At 57.3% G+C, this 15,543-nt stretch carries 18 protein-coding genes; 14 read left to right on the top strand and 4 right to left on the bottom strand.

The annotated features are described in order from the left end of the window. The first annotated feature begins 5 nt into the window (after positions 1 to 5). The 12 genes from C5F52_RS25290 (at position 6) to C5F52_RS25235 (ending at position 9,235) form a co-directional block, all read left to right on the top strand. Positions 6 to 416, top strand: a complete 411-nt coding sequence (locus tag C5F52_RS25290) for a type IV pilin protein (protein WP_104801144.1) — start codon at positions 6 to 8, stop codon at positions 414 to 416. Between the two features lie 72 nt (positions 417 to 488). Further along, positions 489 to 1,592 carry a bifunctional diaminohydroxyphosphoribosylaminopyrimidine deaminase/5-amino-6-(5-phosphoribosylamino)uracil reductase RibD gene (gene ribD / locus C5F52_RS25285; protein ID WP_104801143.1) on the top strand — a complete coding sequence of 368 codons (1,104 nt, stop codon included), beginning with the start codon at positions 489 to 491 and terminating at the stop codon, positions 1,590 to 1,592. Positions 1,593 to 1,622: 30 nt separating this feature from the next. Further along, entirely contained in the window at positions 1,623 to 2,303 is a 681-nt protein-coding gene (locus C5F52_RS25280; RefSeq protein WP_104801142.1) for a riboflavin synthase, read from the top strand. Then, on the top strand, positions 2,300 to 3,433 hold the full coding sequence (gene ribBA / locus C5F52_RS25275) for a bifunctional 3,4-dihydroxy-2-butanone-4-phosphate synthase/GTP cyclohydrolase II (protein WP_104801141.1): 1,134 nt from the start codon (positions 2,300 to 2,302) through the stop codon (positions 3,431 to 3,433). The genes C5F52_RS25280 and ribBA overlap by 4 nt, the downstream gene beginning before the upstream one ends. Positions 3,434 to 3,452: 19 nt before the next feature. Further along, the gene (gene ribH / locus C5F52_RS25270; protein WP_104801140.1) at positions 3,453 to 3,926 is read left to right on the top strand and encodes a 6,7-dimethyl-8-ribityllumazine synthase; all 474 of its coding nucleotides are present in this window, start codon (positions 3,453 to 3,455) and stop codon (positions 3,924 to 3,926) included. Then, positions 3,923 to 4,468: a transcription antitermination factor NusB gene (gene nusB, locus C5F52_RS25265; protein ID WP_104801139.1), complete on the top strand. Its 546-nt coding sequence runs from the start codon at positions 3,923 to 3,925 to the stop codon at positions 4,466 to 4,468. Before ribH ends, nusB begins: the two co-directional genes overlap by 4 nt. Positions 4,469 to 4,470: 2 nt before the next feature. Further along, a complete protein-coding gene (locus C5F52_RS25260) occupies positions 4,471 to 5,655 on the top strand; it encodes a pyridoxal phosphate-dependent aminotransferase (RefSeq protein WP_104801138.1) in 1,185 nt (394 codons plus the stop codon). Between the two features lie 3 nt (positions 5,656 to 5,658). Continuing rightward, on the top strand, positions 5,659 to 6,057 hold the full coding sequence (gene ybgC / locus C5F52_RS25255) for a tol-pal system-associated acyl-CoA thioesterase (protein ID WP_104801137.1): 399 nt from the start codon (positions 5,659 to 5,661) through the stop codon (positions 6,055 to 6,057). Further along, a complete protein-coding gene (gene tolQ / locus C5F52_RS25250) occupies positions 6,054 to 6,743 on the top strand; it encodes a protein TolQ (protein WP_104801136.1) in 690 nt (229 codons plus the stop codon). Before ybgC ends, tolQ begins: the two co-directional genes overlap by 4 nt. Before the next feature lie 15 nt (positions 6,744 to 6,758). Then, positions 6,759 to 7,190: a biopolymer transporter ExbD gene (locus C5F52_RS25245; protein ID WP_104801135.1), complete on the top strand. Its 432-nt coding sequence runs from the start codon at positions 6,759 to 6,761 to the stop codon at positions 7,188 to 7,190. Between the two features lie 10 nt (positions 7,191 to 7,200). Next, complete coding sequence (gene tolA / locus C5F52_RS25240; protein WP_104801134.1) at positions 7,201 to 8,169, top strand: cell envelope integrity protein TolA; 969 nt, start codon at positions 7,201 to 7,203, stop codon at positions 8,167 to 8,169. A 22-nt stretch (positions 8,170 to 8,191) separates the two neighbouring features. Then, a complete protein-coding gene (locus tag C5F52_RS25235; RefSeq protein ID WP_161499764.1) occupies positions 8,192 to 9,235 on the top strand; it encodes an acyltransferase in 1,044 nt (347 codons plus the stop codon). An 8-nt stretch (positions 9,236 to 9,243) separates the two neighbouring features. On the opposite strand, the gene C5F52_RS25230 is transcribed toward C5F52_RS25235, so the two are convergent. From C5F52_RS25230 to C5F52_RS25220, 3 genes are read right to left on the bottom strand one after another with little or no spacing between them, the layout of a single operon-like run. Next, on the bottom strand, positions 9,244 to 10,446 hold the full coding sequence (locus tag C5F52_RS25230; RefSeq protein ID WP_104801132.1) for an MFS transporter: 1,203 nt from the start codon (positions 10,444 to 10,446) through the stop codon (positions 9,244 to 9,246). Between the two features lie 22 nt (positions 10,447 to 10,468). Next, positions 10,469 to 11,569 (bottom strand): chorismate synthase, encoded by a 1,101-nt coding sequence (gene aroC / locus C5F52_RS25225; protein WP_104801131.1) that lies wholly within the window; start codon positions 11,567 to 11,569, stop codon positions 10,469 to 10,471. 37 nt (positions 11,570 to 11,606) lie between these two features. Beyond that, positions 11,607 to 12,074, bottom strand: a complete 468-nt coding sequence (locus C5F52_RS25220) for a CBS domain-containing protein (RefSeq protein WP_104801130.1) — start codon at positions 12,072 to 12,074, stop codon at positions 11,607 to 11,609. A 77-nt stretch (positions 12,075 to 12,151) separates the two neighbouring features. On the opposite strand from C5F52_RS25220, the gene C5F52_RS25215 reads away from it, so the two are divergent. Beyond that, positions 12,152 to 13,462, top strand: coding sequence for an O-acetylhomoserine aminocarboxypropyltransferase (locus C5F52_RS25215; RefSeq protein ID WP_104801129.1), 1,311 nt, complete (start codon positions 12,152 to 12,154; stop codon positions 13,460 to 13,462). After that, complete coding sequence (locus tag C5F52_RS25210) at positions 13,462 to 14,301, top strand: alpha/beta fold hydrolase (protein WP_104801203.1); 840 nt, start codon at positions 13,462 to 13,464, stop codon at positions 14,299 to 14,301. Before C5F52_RS25215 ends, C5F52_RS25210 begins: the two co-directional genes overlap by 1 nt. Before the next feature lie 2 nt (positions 14,302 to 14,303). Here C5F52_RS25210 and C5F52_RS25205 read toward each other — a convergent pair whose 3' ends face one another. Next, positions 14,304 to 15,524, bottom strand: a complete 1,221-nt coding sequence (locus C5F52_RS25205) for a YihY family inner membrane protein (protein ID WP_236658007.1) — start codon at positions 15,522 to 15,524, stop codon at positions 14,304 to 14,306. Positions 15,525 to 15,543: the final 19 nt, after the last annotated feature.

Genomic DNA, 15,543 nt, shown 5'->3' with positions numbered 1-15,543 from the left:
CCCACATGACACACGCCCATCGCCAACATGGCTTCACCCTCATCGAGCTGCTCATCGCCCTCGCCTGCGTGGCCCTACTTGCCAGCCTTGCTTGGCCCAGCTACCAAAGTTTGATTCTGCGAAGCCAACGCGCCCAAGCACGTGCTTCATTGCTGCAAGCCGCACACTGGTTTGAACGCGCGGCCAGCGCTAATGGCAGCTATCCGTCAGCAGCCGATGTGCCCGCGAGCGTTCTGCAAGTTGAGGGGCAGCGCTACAAGATGACCGTCGCCAGCAGCACACAAAGCTACACGCTCAGCGCCACCCCACAAGGCACGCAAGCCGCTGACAGCTGCGGTGTCTTGACTGTTAACCATCTGGGTGTGCGCAGCGTGCAAGGCGCCAGTCAAACGGCGGCGCAGTGTTGGAGTCGGTAGGAATGCACCATGGCCACGCGCAAAAGAAATACCCCCATGTGAACTGCAGGTCTCGCCATTCATAATTGCGCCATGACTTTTTCAGCGCACGACACCCTCCACATGACAAGCGCCTTGGCCTTAGCGCGCGAGGCTTTGTTTTTGACCTCGCCCAACCCCCGCGTGGGCTGCGTCATCGTCGGTGCTAACGGCGAAGTGCTCGGTAGCGGCCACACACAACGTGCAGGCGAAGCGCACGCCGAAGTGATGGCCCTGCTCGATGCACAAGCTAAAAACAACGACGTCAAAGGCGCCACAGCGTATGTGACGCTGGAACCTTGCAGCCACCAAGGCCGCACCGGCCCCTGTTGCGATGCACTCATCGATGTAGGCTTGGCTCGCGTGGTGGTGGCAGAAGGTGACCCTAACCCACATGTGGCAGGCCAAGGCATTGCACGCTTGCGTGCAGCAGGCGTGCAAGTGGACGTAGGCTTGCTTGGCGAAGAAGCGCACGAACTCAACATCGGTTTTTTCAAACGCATGACCCACGGCACCCCCTGGGTGCGCATGAAAGTGGCAGCATCGCTCGACGGGCAAACTGCGTTAGAGAACGGCGTGAGTCAGTGGATCACCTCGGCCCCCGCGCGTGACGATGGCCATGCATGGCGTGCCCGCGCATGCGCCGTGCTCACAGGCATCGGCACCGTTTTGGAAGACGACCCGCAACTCGATGTGCGCGCCGTGCCCACCCCACGCCAGCCCACGCTGGTGGTGATGGACAGCCAGCTCGAAACGCCACTCACGGCCAAGCTCTTCAAACCGCAACGCCCTGTTTGGATTTACTGCGCCGTCGACAACGCCGAGCGTCGCCAAGCCCTTGAGACCAAAGGCGCAAAGGTCATTTGCCTACCCAACTCATCAGGCAAAGTCGACCTAGTTGCCATGCTCAAAGAGCTCGGTCAAAAGCAAATCAACGAAGTGCATGTGGAAGCGGGTCACAAACTCAATGGCTCTTTGTTGCGTGAAGGCTTGGTGGATGAGCTGCTCACCTACCTCGCACCCAAGCTCATGGGCCAAGGACGCGGCATGACAAATTTGGGGCCTTTCACGAGTTTGGACGATGCCAAAGCCCTCTCGTTTCACGAAGTGACACAAATCGGTCCTGATTTAAGGATATTGGCCCGCCTCGGCCGGTAAGCGGCACTTAAACCTGCGAAAATATCGTCCATGTTCACCGGAATCATCACCGGCGTGGGGCGCATCACCGCTGTCCACGACCTGGGTAGCTCTTTAAGCCACGGCAAGCGTCTCACCATTGAGGCCCCTGCCGCGTATCTCGACGACGTCACGCTGGGGGACAGCATCGCGCTCAACGGCGCTTGCATGACGGTCACCAGCTTCGACCTCGACACACACACTTTCACCATCGACATCTCTGTGGAATCACTGGCTCGCACCAGTGGTCTAACTGAGCTCGGCCGCGTCAACCTTGAAAAAGCGCTACGCGCCCATGACCGCTTGGGCGGCCACATCGTGTCGGGCCATGTGGACGGCATTGGTCACGTGAGCCACTTTGCGCAAATCGGCGAAAGCTGGGAGCTGCGCATCATGGCCCCCACCGACCTAGCCAAGTACTTGGCTTACAAAGGCTCCATCACCATCAATGGCGTGAGCCTAACGGTGAACAGCGTGCAAGACTTCTTCAACGCAGACGGCCCTCTAGGCTTGCGTGGCTCTGAAGTCAGTATCAACCTCATTCCTCACACTGTGGACAACACCGCTTTGGGTTCGCTCAAAACCGGTAGCACCGTGAACCTCGAAATTGACACCGTCGCCCGCTACGTTGAACGCATGTTGCGTGTCGACGCTTCGCTGGGTGACGCTGCCGCATTGAAAGCCAACGCATGAGTATCGCCAACGCATCGGGCAAATCGCCCGTCGCCATCTCTCCCGTCGAAGACATCGTGGCCGACATGAAGGCCGGTCGCATCGTGATCTTGGTCGATGAGGAAGACCGCGAGAACGAGGGCGACTTAGTACTAGCGTCTGACCACGTCACACCTGAAGCCATCAACTTCATGGCCCGCTTTGGTCGTGGCCTAATTTGTCTCACGCTCACCCGCGAGCGCTGCGAATATTTGAAGCTGCCCCCCATGGCCGCACGCAATGGCACGGTGTACAGCACCGCGTTCACCGTCTCCATCGAAGCTGCTGAGGGCGTGACCACCGGCATCTCTGCCGCTGACCGTTCGCGCACCATCGAAGTTGCCGTGGCCAAAGCCACCCAACCTACTGACTTGGTGCAACCCGGCCACGTGTTCCCCCTGCAAGCGGTAGACGGTGGCGTGCTCATGCGTGCAGGCCACACCGAAGCAGGTTGCGATTTGGCTGCGATGGCTGGCTGCTCACCCTCTTCCGTGATTTGCGAAATCATGAAAGACGATGGCACGATGGCACGTTTGCCTGATTTGCAAATCTTCGCAGCCGAACACGATTTGAAAATTGGCACCATCGCTGACCTCATTGCCTACCGCAGCCGCAACGAATCACTCGTGCACAAAGTCAGCTCGCGCACCATGCACACCGCGCACGGCGAGTTCACCGCCAACGCCTACAAAGACATGACCAGCGGCGCTGTGCACATGGCCCTCGTCAAAGGCACTTGGGGCGCTGACGCCGAAGTGTTGGCACGCGTACACGAGCCACTCTCGGTGCTCGATGCGCTGGAACCCAACCGTGTCATGCACTCATGGGGTTTGGATGCAGCTTTGGCACGCATCAGCCTTGAGGGCACAGGCGTAGTGGTCTTGCTCAACTGCGGCGAAAGCGGTGAGCAACTGCTGAACCAATTTGATGGCACTGCCCGCTCAGCTCACGGCCCAGAGCGCGGCCGCATGGACCTGCGAAGCTATGGCGTGGGCGCGCAAATTTTGCGTGACTGCGGGGTGCACAAAATGCGCCTCATGGGCAATCCACGCCGCATGCCCAGCATGACGGGCTACGGACTTGAAATCACGGGCTATCTGTCTAAAGAATAAAACCACAAAGAATAAAAATATGTTTATCTCTAACCTCGCCTCCACTACTACGCTCGACGGCAGCGCTTTGAAAATTGGCATCGTCCAAGCGCGCTTCAACGACGACATCACCAACGCACTGGCTGCTGCTTGCATCGCTGAACTCAAAGCCATGGGCGTGAGCGATGACCGCATCACCCACGTGCATGTGCCGGGCGCGCTCGAAGTGCCCTTGGCCTTGGCTGCACTCGCGCAAATTGAAGACCCAGAACCGTTCAGCGCCCTCATCGCACTGGGCTGCATCATCCGTGGCGAGACTTACCACTTTGAATTAGTTGCTAACGAATCAGGCGCTGGTGTGACCCGCGTGGGCATGGACTACCACGTGCCGATAGCCAACGCCATCATCACCACCGAAGACATGCCACAAGCTGTGGCGCGTCAAACTGACAAAGGCCGGGATGCGGCACGCGTAGCCGTAGAAATGGCTTTGCTTTTGGAGAGCTTGGCATGAGCGAACATTTGAATACCGAAGACAAAGCCCCGCGCAAAACTGCCAGTAAAACGGACAGTAAATCGGAAAAAAATGGCACCACCAAAAGCGCCGCCAAATCTGGCCGCAGCCGTTCGCGTGAATTTGCCCTGCAAGGCCTCTACCAATTTTTGGTGGGCAACAACGAAGCGGCCGACATTGATGTGTTCACACGCGACCTGAGCGGCTTTCACAAATCTGACTCGGTGCATTACGACGCGCTGCTGTATGGCTGCATTGAGCAACGCGAAATTTTGGACTCACTCATTGAGCCCTTGCTTGACCGCAAGCTCAACGAAATCTCCCCCATCGAACACGCCGTGATGTGGATGGGCGCGTATGAGTTTCAACACTGCATCGACGTGCCATGGCGCGTGGTGCTGAACGAATACATCGAACTCGCCAAGTCTTTCGGCGGCACCGATGGTCACAAGTACGTCAACGGCGTGCTCAACGGTTTAGCACCCAAACTGCGCGCACTCGAAGTCGAGTCTGACCGCGCCAAAGGTAAGTTGCGCGATTGATGATGAAGATCGCCCAGCGTGCGCAACGCATTGAGCCTTTCTATGTGATGGAGGTGGCCAAGGCCGCCGCCGAACGTGCCGCTTTGGTGGCGCACACCGATGCGCCCATGATTTTTCTGAACATCGGCGAGCCTGATTTCACCGCGCCGCCATTGGTGCAAGAAGCTGCTGCACGCGCTGTGCACGATGGCGTGACGCAATACACACCTGCTCTTGGCATTTCAGAATTGCGCGAGCGCATCAGCGCTTGGTACAGCACACGCTTTGGTGTGAATGTGCCAGCCCGCCGCATCGTCATCACGGCCGGCGCATCCGCAGCTTTGCAGTTGGCATGCTTGGCCTTGATTGAAGCCGGTGATGAAGTGCTGATGCCAGACCCCAGCTACCCTTGCAACCGTCATTTTGTGAGCGCGGCAGAAGGCCGAGCTGTGTTGGTACCCACCACAGCGGCGGAACGCTTTCAGCTCAGCGCTGAGCAAGTGCGTGCGAATTGGACGGCACACACACGCGGCGTATTGCTGGCTTCTCCGTCTAACCCCACAGGCACCTCGATTCATCCCGATGAGTTGCGTGCCATTCACAACGAGGTGTCACAACGTGGCGGCACCACCTTGATTGATGAAATTTATTTGGGCCTGAGTCACGACGAACAGTTTGGCCAATCGGCCCTGGGCATTGACGACCAAATCATCAGCCTCAACAGCTTCAGCAAGTACTTCAACATGACGGGCTGGCGTTTGGGTTGGCTGGTGGTGCCTGATGCACTTGTGCCCGTGCTGGAGCGCTTGGCGCAAAACCTGTTCATCTGCGCTAGCACGGTGGCGCAACATGCTGCCCTCGCCTGCTTTGAAGCCGAGAGCATTGCCGAGTACGAACGCCGCCGTGCCGAATTCAAAGCCCGCCGCGATTACTTTGTGCCCGCCCTCAACGCATTGGGGCTGAATGTGCCTGTCATGCCTGACGGCGCGTTTTATGCGTGGGCCGATTGCACGGCAGCTGCCGACAAACTTGGCGTCAAAGGCAGTTGGGACTTTGCATTTGAAGTGATGAACAAAGCAAATTTAGCCATCGCACCAGGCCGCGACTTTGGTCATGCCGACACCTCGCGCTTTGTGCGTTTCTCCACCGCCCGCTCACTGCCTGAGTTGCAAGCAGCCATTGGGCGTTTACAAACCTTGCTGGGCTAATTCATGAGCACCGTTTTTGAGCACCCTATTCGGGTTTATTGGGAAGACACAGATGCCGGTGGCATCGTGTTCTATGCCAACTACCTGAAATTTTTTGAGCGCGCCCGCACCGAGTGGCTGCGCGCGCTTGGCATTGGCCAGCACGCCTTGCGCGAAGAAACCGGCGGGATGTTTGTGGTGAGTGAAACCACCGTCAAATACCACCGCCCCGCCAAGCTGGATGACCAGCTGCGCGTCACCGCCACCTTGGCCGAAGGTGGTCGAGCCAGCCTCGTCATTGCCCAACAAGCATGGCTGGATGAAACTTTACTTTGCGAAGGCACCATCCGTATCGGATGGGTCGATGCTGCCGCCATGAAGCCTGCGAGAATCCCCTCTTCTGTATTGGAACGACTGACATGACACAAGACTTTTCCATCGTCCATTTATTGCTCAACGCGAGTTGGGTTGTCCAAGTTGTGGTGCTGATGCTCATGACGGTTTCTATCGTGAGTTGGGCTGCGATCTTTCGCAAGATCGGTTCCATCAAGCGCATCAAAGAACTCAACGAGGAGTTCGAACGCGACTTTTGGTCTGGCACCAGCTTGAACGAGCTGTTCGCAGCCGCCGCCCAAAACGCCAAGACCTCTGGCCCCATGGAACGCATCTTCGCCAGCGGCATGCGCGAGTACCAAAAACTGCGCGAACGCCGCATCAACGACAGCAGCGCATTGATGGACGGTGCGCGCCGCGCGATGCGTGCGAGCTACCAACGTGAGATGGATGCAATTGAATCCAACCTCTCCATGCTGGCCTCCGTCGGCTCTGTGTCACCTTACGTGGGCTTGTTTGGCACGGTATGGGGCATCATGCACGCCTTCACGGGTTTGGCTGGCATGCAGCAAGTGACCTTGGCCAAAGTGGCCCCGGGTATTGCCGAAGCGCTGGTGGCTACCGCCATTGGTTTGTTTGCCGCGATTCCTGCGGTGTTGGCCTACAACCGTTTCTCACGTGACATTGACCGCGTGTCGATCAAACTGGAAACCTTCATCGAAGAGTTCAGCAACATCTTGCAGCGCAACGTCAGCGCCAGCGGCACAGCTCACTAAGCAGGAACACCCAGCATGGCTTCTATTGCCCCTCGCTCAGGACGCGGCCGCCGCGCTATGAACGACATCAACATGGTGCCGTTCATCGACGTGATGTTGGTCTTGCTCATCATCTTCATGGTGACTGCGCCCCTCATCTCGCCCACCGTGATTGATTTGCCCAGTGTGGGCAAAGCTGCCACCGTGCCTGACCAAGTGATTCATGTGGAGATCAGCAAAGAAGAGCGGATCACTGTCAAGAGCACAGGTACTGTGAACAAGTCTGTCAACAGCACATTGCTTGGACTGGCCCGTGACGTGAAAGAGCTGCAAGGCGAGACATCACAAGGCCCTGTGGTGATCACTGCAGACCGCACCATCAAATACGAAACTGTGGTCAAAGCCATGGACACGCTGCAGCGCTCGGGTGTGCAACGTGTGGGCCTCGCGGTTCAATTGGTGGATTGATTTTTAAGCCATGAGCGCACAAGCAAAGCATCTGGAGTTTGCTCCTCCGCCACCTGAAGGAACCGCCCGCTCTGTGGGTGCGGCCTTGGTGGTGCACGCTTTGCTCATCGTGGCGCTGACTGCCGGCATTCAGTGGAAGCAAGACAACAGCTTGTCTGTCGAAGCCGAATTGTGGTCTGCCGTGCCCATGGCGGCTGCGCCCAAGTTGGTCGAGGTCGAAGCACCACCGCCCCCTCCCGCACCCAAACCAGAGTCTGCGCCTAAGCCTGTGGTGAAAGCGCCCGAGCCACCTGCGCCCAACCGCGATGCAGACATTGCACTGGCCAAAAAACGCAAGATTGAAGAAGAGAAAAAGATTCAAGAAGCGTTGAAGGCTGAAGAGCGCCGCAAAGAAGAAGTGAAAAAAGAGGCTGAGAAAAAAGCCAAAGCCAAGCTCGACGACGACAAGCGAAAACTAGAAGCGAAGAAAGAAGAAGAGCGCAAGGACAAAGAGCGTAAAGAAAAAGAAAAACAGAAAGAGCGCGACGAGAAGGAACGCAAAGAAAAAGAAGCCAAGAAGCAGGCCGAGCAGAAAGACAGCAAAGCTTCTGCCGAAGAAGCTAAAAAGCTCGAAGCCATTCGCAAAGAAAACATGAAGCGCATCGCTGGTCTGGCGGGTGCGAGCGGCAGCGAGAATGCCACGGGCACTGCCATGAAGTCTTCAGGTCCGTCTGACACATATGGCGGTCGTATCCGCGCAAAAATCAAACCCAACATCACGTTTGACCCTAGCTCAGTGTCTGGCAACCCCGCGGCCGAAGTCGAAGTGCGCTGTGCGCCTGACGGAACGATTGTTAACAAAAAACTAGTCAAGTCCAGCGGCAACGTGGCTTGGGACAACGCAGTACTCAAAGCCATCGACAAGACCGAAATCTTGCCACGTGACACCGATGGCCGCGTGCACTCACCACTGTTGCTGGTGTTCAAGCCCAACGACTAAACCCTTCTTGGAATAGATTCGTTTGCTAGAACGCTCCCTCACTGTCGATGTGTTGAAAGTTGTAGCCGCACAGTTGATTGTGTGGCACCACTTTTCAGCCTACGGCCCGATGGCTGACACCATGACCCTCATGTGGCCACAGCTCATGGATTGGCTCTACCGCTATGCACGCTTGGCCGTGCAAGTGTTCTTGGTGGTGGGGGGCTATTTGGCCGCGCAATCGGTGATGCACAAATCTATCCAGCATCCGCTCATCAGCATCATCAAACGCTATTTGCGGCTGGTGCCGTTTTATGTGCTTGCGCTGACTCTCATCAGCGTGGCGGTGGCGGTGTCGCGTGACAGCATCCATGCCAGTTGGCTTCCCAACGAACCTACCGTGTGGCAGTTTTTGGCACATGGTTTTTTGGTGCATGACCTCTTGGGGTTTGAGGCGCTTTCCAGCGGGGCCTGGTATGTGGCCATCGATTTCCAGCTCTACGCATTGCTGATGGTGTTGTGCCACGCTTTGCACACCGACACCAACAAGCGTCTGTCCATCACCGTGGCTTTGCTGTGCGTGGCCTCGATGTGGCAATTCAACCGTGTGGATGAGCTGGACATGTGGGCCATTTACTTTTTTGCAGCCTATGGCTTAGGCGTATTGGCGGCGTGGGCCAAGCGCTCTCCCTTTGAAGCCAGGGTGTTTGGGGTCACGGCACTGCTGACCGTGGGTGCCTTGTGGTTTGAATACCGCACGCGTTTGTCACTGGCGTTGCTCACCGCCGTGTGGCTGGTCATCAAGCCAAAAGGCATGGTGCACTGGACGCCCATGAAACGCGTGGTGCACCGTTTGTCTAACAGTGCGTATGTGCTGTTCTTGACGCACTTTGGCGTCATCGTGTTGTTCAGCGCAATGTGGAACGAAAGCCATCTTGACAGCCCCAACACGGCCTTTGCACTGACGGGGTTTGCTTGGTTGTGCTGTGTGGGCATAGGCTTATTTCTGCATGAGAAAGTCGAGGTCCCTATTCACCACTGGGCCGCTCGCAAAACCAAGCCACTTTTTGCGCGTTTGACACGCTGACGACCGATTCAGTGCTTGGCGTGTTGTCGCATGCATTGCCATGCACACACACAAGCCAGCGCCGCTGTGGCAATCGACACGGCATAGACCGACGACAGACCCAAAGCATCGCTTAAGGCTCCACCGCCTAAAGCACCCAAAACCCCTGGCACACCATAGCCAATCGAGGCATACAAGGCCTGCCCTCTGCCCCGCAAGCGTCCAGGAAAATGGTGCGACAACAAAGCAATGCATGCCGTGTGTTGCGTGGCAAAGGTGAGCGCATGCAACACCTGAGCAAACAGCAAGGCCCACAACCACTCGGCCGCCCATGTGGTGAGCACCATGCGCAGCACCATCGCAACGGCGCAAATGAACATCCACATCGACAAACTGAACTTGGGCAGCCAACGGCTTTGGGTGAAGAACCACACAATCTCCGCAGCCACTGACACGGCCCACAACACACCAATCATGGTTTTGCTGTAACCCAACTCATCGAGGTAGAGCGAGAAGAACACATAAATACCAATGTGCGACAACACATGGAAAAACACCGTGGCAAAAAACCACTGCACCTGGCGTTGACGCAACACAGGCATGACGGATGGACGCACCTCGTCGTGATGCACCGCTTCTTTGCGATTGGGCAGCCACCACACGCTGAGGTTGAGCAAGACCAAGGACCCCACCGCCCACGCAGGAAAGCTCTGCATGCCCTGCACTTCAAACCACGCCCCCGCCACAAACACCGTGACCAAAAACCCCAACGAACCCCACAAACGCACGCGACCATAGCGACGCGAATCAAAGCCTTGGTCGGTGCTGACCAAATGCGCCAAAGCGGCCTCGCTCATGGGCATCATGGCGCTGGTATGAATGAACATTAACAGCAACACCACCGCAATCCACACCACGCTGCCATCAACCAACAAGCCCGCCGAACAGATCAACGCAGCACTGGCGCAAAAGCGCAGCAGCTTGACGCGTTCGCCGGTGTGGTCGCTCAGCCAGCCCCAGCCATAGGGAGCCAACACGCGCGTGGCCGCTTGCACCGCCGTGAGCAAACCAATGATGGTGATGGAGAAGCCCAAGTCTTTGAGCCACAACGGCAAGTACGGGTTGAAAAATCCGATGTGCGCAAAGTAGCTGGCAGACAGCGCTGCAAAAGGAAAGAGCTGAAAACGAGAAAGCGCGTTACTCGAACGCGCTTCTGAGGTGGGAGATGTCAAAGCAGACCTGCGTACAAGACCATCAAGCGCCAATGTGGCCTGGAATGGCTGGCATGCCCACCTGCACGTCACCACATTGCGCGCGGTGCAGCAAGGCGTGATCCATCACCACCAAAGCCAACAAGGCTTCCGCAATCGGTGTGGCGCGAATGCCCACGCACGGGTCATGACGACCCTTGGTCACCACCTCAGTAGGTTGGCTGTTTTGGTCAATCGAGTCACGCGGGCTCAAGATGGAACTGGTGGGCTTGATGGCAATGCTCACCTCCAAGTCTTGGCCTGTGCTGATGCCCCCCAACACGCCGCCTGAGTTGTTGGTGGCAAAGCCTTCTGGCGTGAGCGAGTCGCCATGCGTGGTGCCGCGTTGCGCCACACTGGCAAAACCAGCGCCAATCTCCACACCTTTCACAGCGTTGAGACCCATCATGGCGTAAGCAATGTTGGCATCCAAGCGGTCGTAAATGGGTTGACCCAAGCCCACAGGCATGCCCGTGGCCACCACACGAATGCGTGCGCCGCACGAGTCGCCCGCTTTGCGCAGGCTGTCCATGTAGTCTTCGAAGGCTTGCACGTCGGCACAAGGGGCGTAAAACGGGTTATGGCTAACGTGGTCCCAGCTCTCGAAAGGAATAGGCAGCTCGCCAATTTGCGTCATGCAGCCATAAAACGTGGTGCCATATTTTTCTTTGAGCCACTTCTTGGCCACCGCACCTGCCGCTACGGTGGGCGCTGTCAAACGTGCCGAAGAACGGCCACCACCGCGTGGGTCGCGAATGCCGAACTTTTGGAAATAGGTGTAGTCCGCGTGACCTGGGCGGAAGGTTTGCAAAATATTGCCGTAGTCTTTGCTGCGTTGGTCGGTGTTTTGAATCAGCAGCGCAATGGGCGTGCCCGTGGTTTTGCCCTCGTACACACCTGACAAGATTTGCACTTGATCGGGTTCGTTGCGTTGGGTCACGTGGCGACTGGTGCCGGGGCGGCGACGGTCCAAGTCATGCTGGATGTCTGCCTCGCACAGTGACATGCCCGGAGGGCAGCCGTCAATCACGCAGCCAATGGCTGGGCCGTGGGATTCACCAAAGTTGGTGACGCTAAAAAGGGTTCCGAAGGTATTGCCGCTCATGGGCTGAGATTATCCCACCACCATGAAGGCTTCTTGCTTAGGGGTGTTCAGGCTCAGGCGTGCCGCTGGGCCAGTCTTTGATGTAGGCCTTGAGCATTTGATTTTCAAAGTTTTGGCTGTCCACCACAGACTTGGCCACGTCATAAAAGCTGATGACGCCTTGCAACACCCGGTTGTCCAAAATCGGGATGTAACGCGCATGGCTACCCAACATCATGCGGCGCACCTCATCAATGCTGGTGTCCGTCGAACAGGTGAGTGGGTTGGTTTCCATCGCATGGCGAACCGTCAAACCTTCTAACTTGCCACCATGGCGACTGAGGGTTTGGATGACCTCTCGAAACGAAAGCACCCCGACCAACTCGCCGCCCTCCATGACCAGCAGGGAACCCATGTCTTTTTCTGCCATGATATTCACGGCTGAGTCCAGCGGCTCCATAGGTCCGATGGTGAACAAGGTGCCGCCGCTTTGGCCTTTGACGCGCAGAATATCGCTGACTTTCATGGTTTTTCTCCCCCAGTGAGGTTTTGAATATAGCCCACAATGAGGAACGAATTTCTGACAAAGCACCCGAGGAAACCATGCCCGGCTACAACGACCCCAGTTTTGACACGCTCGCCTTGCACGCAGGTGCGGCACCCGACCCCGCCACAGGCGCACGCGCTGTGCCCATCCACCTGAGCACCTCGTTTGTGTTTGAGTCCAGCGACCATGCCGCCTCGTTGTTCAACCTCGAACGCGCAGGCCATGTGTACAGCCGCATCAGCAACCCCACCAACGCGGTCTTAGAACAGCGCGTGGCAGCTTTAGAGGGTGGCATCGGAGCCATCACCACCGCCAGCGGGCAAGCAGCGCTGCACTTGACGATTGCCACACTCATGGGCGCGGGCTCGCACATCGTCGCCAGCACGGCGTTGTATGGCGGCTCACACAACCTGTTGCACTACACGCTGAGTCGCTTTGGCATTGAGACCACATTCGTCAGTCCCAACGATATCGATGCGTGGCGCGCGGCTGTGCGCTCCAACACCAAATTGTTTTTTGGCGAAACGGTGGGCAACCCTGGCTTGGATGTGTTGGACATTCCGACCATCTCTGCCATCGCCCACGAAGCGGGTGTACCTCTGTTGGTGGACAGCACACTCACCACGCCTTACTTGGTCAAACCATTCGAGCTAGGCGCTGACTTGGTGTACCACTCGGCCACTAAGTTCCTTAGCGGCCACGGCACTGTGATTGGTGGCATCGTGGTGGATGGCGGCAGTTTTGATTGGGAGAAAAGTGGCAAATTCCCAGAACTGACGCAAAGCTACGAAGGCTTTCACAACATGGTGTTCAGCGAAGAAAGCACGGTTGGCGCATTCTTGCTGCGCGCACGCCGCGAAGGCTTGCGCGACTTTGGCGCGTGCATGAGTCCGCACAGCGCGTGGCTGATTTTGCAAGGCATCGAAACCCTCTCGCTGCGCATGGACCGCCACATGGCCAACACCGAAAAAGTGGTGCAGTTCTTGGCCAGCCATCCGCTGGTCAGCCGTGTGGGGCATCCGCTCATCGAAAGCCACCCCAGCCACGCACTGGCTGAAAAGCTGTTGCGTTTTGGCGCACGCGGCACAGGCTCGGTGTTCAGCTTTGACATCCAAGGCTCACGCGAGCAAGGCAAGGCCTTCATCGAAGCTCTGAAAATTTTCAGCCACTTGGCCAATGTGGGCGACTGCCGCAGCTTGGTCATTCACCCCGCCAGCACCACGCACTTTCGCATGAGTGATGAAGCCCTGGCAGGCGCCGGCATTGGGCCAGGCACCATTCGTTTGTCCATCGGACTTGAAGACCCCGCTGATTTGATTGACGATTTGAAGCGCGCCCTGAAAGCTGCAGAGAAGGCAGGTGCGTGATGAAGTTCACTTTAAAAACTGCTGCTGGCCAAAACTACGAAGCCTACGCCTACACAGGCGGCAAAGCCTTTGATGCGGCCAAGCCCACGCTGGTATTCATCCACGGCGTGCTCAACGACCACAGCGTGTGGATTTTGCAAACGCGCTACCTCGCACACCACGGCTTCAATGTGCTCGCGGTCGACTTGCCCGGTCACGGGCGCAGTGGCGGCGACGCCCCCGCGAGTGTGGAAGAAGCCGCGCAATTCATCGAGGCGTTGCTAGATGCGGCAGGGGTCAAGCAAGCGGGCTTGGTGGGTCATAGCTGGGGTTCGTTGATTGCACTGGAAACAGCCGCGCGACTGAAAGACCGCATCACGCACTTGGCGTTGGTGGGCACGGCCTTCCCCATGAAGGTGTCGCCCGCTTTGATTGAGGCGTCGTTGAACGAGCCCATGAAAGCGTTGCAAATGGTGAATGTGTTTTCACGCGCCACGTTGGCCGCGCCCCCCTCGGCGCTGGGGCCTGGTACATGGGTGTATGGCGCGTCCATGGCGTTGGGGCGACGCGTGTTGGCCAGCAACACGCAGGTCAACATCTTTCACCGAGGCTTTGTGGCGTGTGACAGCTATGCCAACGGCTTAGAAGCCATGGCGGCCGTGACTTGCCCTGTGCTGTTTGTGTTGGGTGAGGCCGACCAGATGACGCCCCCACGCGCCGCCAAGAGTTTGACAGACCAAGCCAAAGCCCATGGCAAAACGTTCACGGTAGCGAAGGTGCCGATGGGTCATCACCAAATGAGTGAATCGCCTGAAGAAACCTTAGATGCGTTGAAAGCATTTTTAGGCTTGAGGTCTTAAGCTCAGAGCACATCGCGCAAGCGCAGGTCTTGCCACTTCATCCACAGCCCTTCAGCCTCCGGGCTACGCACCAACAGCAAGCGCTCCATGAGTGGCGCTAAGGGTGTGCGATGCGGGTCCGCCAACATCACATAGCGTGCTTCTTTGACATGGGTTTGGCGGGCATCGACCGACTCGCTCAAGCGGGCAATCCAATCGAGGTCCACCAAGGCAGCTAACACGTCTTCAATCTGCAAAGGGTCCAGGGCAAGGTCTTCGCACAAGGTGCTCATGCTGGCCCCGTGTTCGTCCGTGTTGCGCGCCACTTGCAAGCGTTGCAGCACTTCAAGCGCCAACTGAAAACGCCAACCCACACTGCGTCCATCACGAGAAATGCCACCCAGCAAACTTGGTAAATTGGCCACCAACACCGCGCCGATCAACACGATGGACCATGCCAAATAGATCCAGACCAACAAAATTGGCACGGTGGCAAATGCGCCGTACACCACCGAATACGTGGGCATTTGACCAAAGTAATAGGCCAGCACTTTGCGCGCCACTTCGGTGGCCGCCGCCACCCACACGCCGCCGACCAAGGCATGGCTCCAGCGCACTTGGGTGTATGGCACAAAACGGTAAAGCGCACTCACCGCCCAAGCCAATAAGAAAAATTCCAACAGACTGAACACCCAGCGTAAATTGCCGGCCATGTCTGGGACCACGCCACGCGATGCCGCCACAAACTGCGACATCATCACCAAGCTTGCGCCCATGAGTAATGGGCCCAATGTGATGGCGGTCCAGTACAACAGCATGCTGTGCACCAAAGGACGGCGTTTACGCACCCGCCAAATAGCGTTGAGCGTGCGGTCAATCGTGAACACCAACGCCAATGCTGAGAACAACAAGGCCGCCACACCCGCAGCCCCCAAGCGGCTGGCTTTGCTGGCGAACTGGGTCAGATAACCCAACACTTGGCGCGAAATGTTGTCGGGCACCAAGCTCTCAATCAAACGCTTTTGCAGCACCGTTTGAAAGTCAGCAAACATAGGAAACACGGTCAGCACCGCCAAGGCCACCGTCACCATCGGCACCAAAGCAATGGTGGTGGTGAAGGTCAAGCTGCCCGCGGTCTGGCCTAAGCGGTCATCGCGAAAACGCTGACGCAAAGTGCGGGCAGTGTTGCGCCAAGGGAATCGTGCAAGGCGGTCAAAAAAGTTCTGGAGTTGCGGGACAATCATGGTCTGAATCATCCCACTT

The organism is Limnohabitans sp. TS-CS-82 (genome assembly GCF_002943475.1).
The sequence above is the reverse complement of the archived record's forward strand: the minus strand, read 5'-3'. Positions and strand labels throughout refer to the sequence as shown.

Bases quoted from the DNA above. Each gene is read 5' to 3' on its own strand.
- C5F52_RS25290 (WP_104801144.1), top strand. From the start codon at position 6: ATGACACACGCCCATCGCCAACATGGCTTCACCCTCATCGAGCTGCTC.
- ribD (WP_104801143.1), top strand. From the start codon at position 489: ATGACTTTTTCAGCGCACGACACCCTCCACATGACAAGCGCCTTGGCC.
- C5F52_RS25280 (WP_104801142.1), top strand. From the start codon at position 1,623: ATGTTCACCGGAATCATCACCGGCGTGGGGCGCATCACCGCTGTCCAC.
- ribBA (WP_104801141.1), top strand. From the start codon at position 2,300: ATGAGTATCGCCAACGCATCGGGCAAATCGCCCGTCGCCATCTCTCCC.
- ribH (WP_104801140.1), top strand. From the start codon at position 3,453: ATGTTTATCTCTAACCTCGCCTCCACTACTACGCTCGACGGCAGCGCT.
- nusB (WP_104801139.1), top strand. From the start codon at position 3,923: ATGAGCGAACATTTGAATACCGAAGACAAAGCCCCGCGCAAAACTGCC.
- C5F52_RS25260 (WP_104801138.1), top strand. From the start codon at position 4,471: ATGAAGATCGCCCAGCGTGCGCAACGCATTGAGCCTTTCTATGTGATG.
- ybgC (WP_104801137.1), top strand. From the start codon at position 5,659: ATGAGCACCGTTTTTGAGCACCCTATTCGGGTTTATTGGGAAGACACA.
- tolQ (WP_104801136.1), top strand. From the start codon at position 6,054: ATGACACAAGACTTTTCCATCGTCCATTTATTGCTCAACGCGAGTTGG.
- C5F52_RS25245 (WP_104801135.1), top strand. From the start codon at position 6,759: ATGGCTTCTATTGCCCCTCGCTCAGGACGCGGCCGCCGCGCTATGAAC.
- tolA (WP_104801134.1), top strand. From the start codon at position 7,201: ATGAGCGCACAAGCAAAGCATCTGGAGTTTGCTCCTCCGCCACCTGAA.
- aroC (WP_104801131.1), bottom strand. From the start codon at position 11,569: ATGAGCGGCAATACCTTCGGAACCCTTTTTAGCGTCACCAACTTTGGT.
- C5F52_RS25220 (WP_104801130.1), bottom strand. From the start codon at position 12,074: ATGAAAGTCAGCGATATTCTGCGCGTCAAAGGCCAAAGCGGCGGCACC.
- C5F52_RS25215 (WP_104801129.1), top strand. From the start codon at position 12,152: ATGCCCGGCTACAACGACCCCAGTTTTGACACGCTCGCCTTGCACGCA.
- C5F52_RS25210 (WP_104801203.1), top strand. From the start codon at position 13,462: ATGAAGTTCACTTTAAAAACTGCTGCTGGCCAAAACTACGAAGCCTAC.
- C5F52_RS25205 (WP_236658007.1), bottom strand. From the start codon at position 15,524: ATGATTGTCCCGCAACTCCAGAACTTTTTTGACCGCCTTGCACGATTC.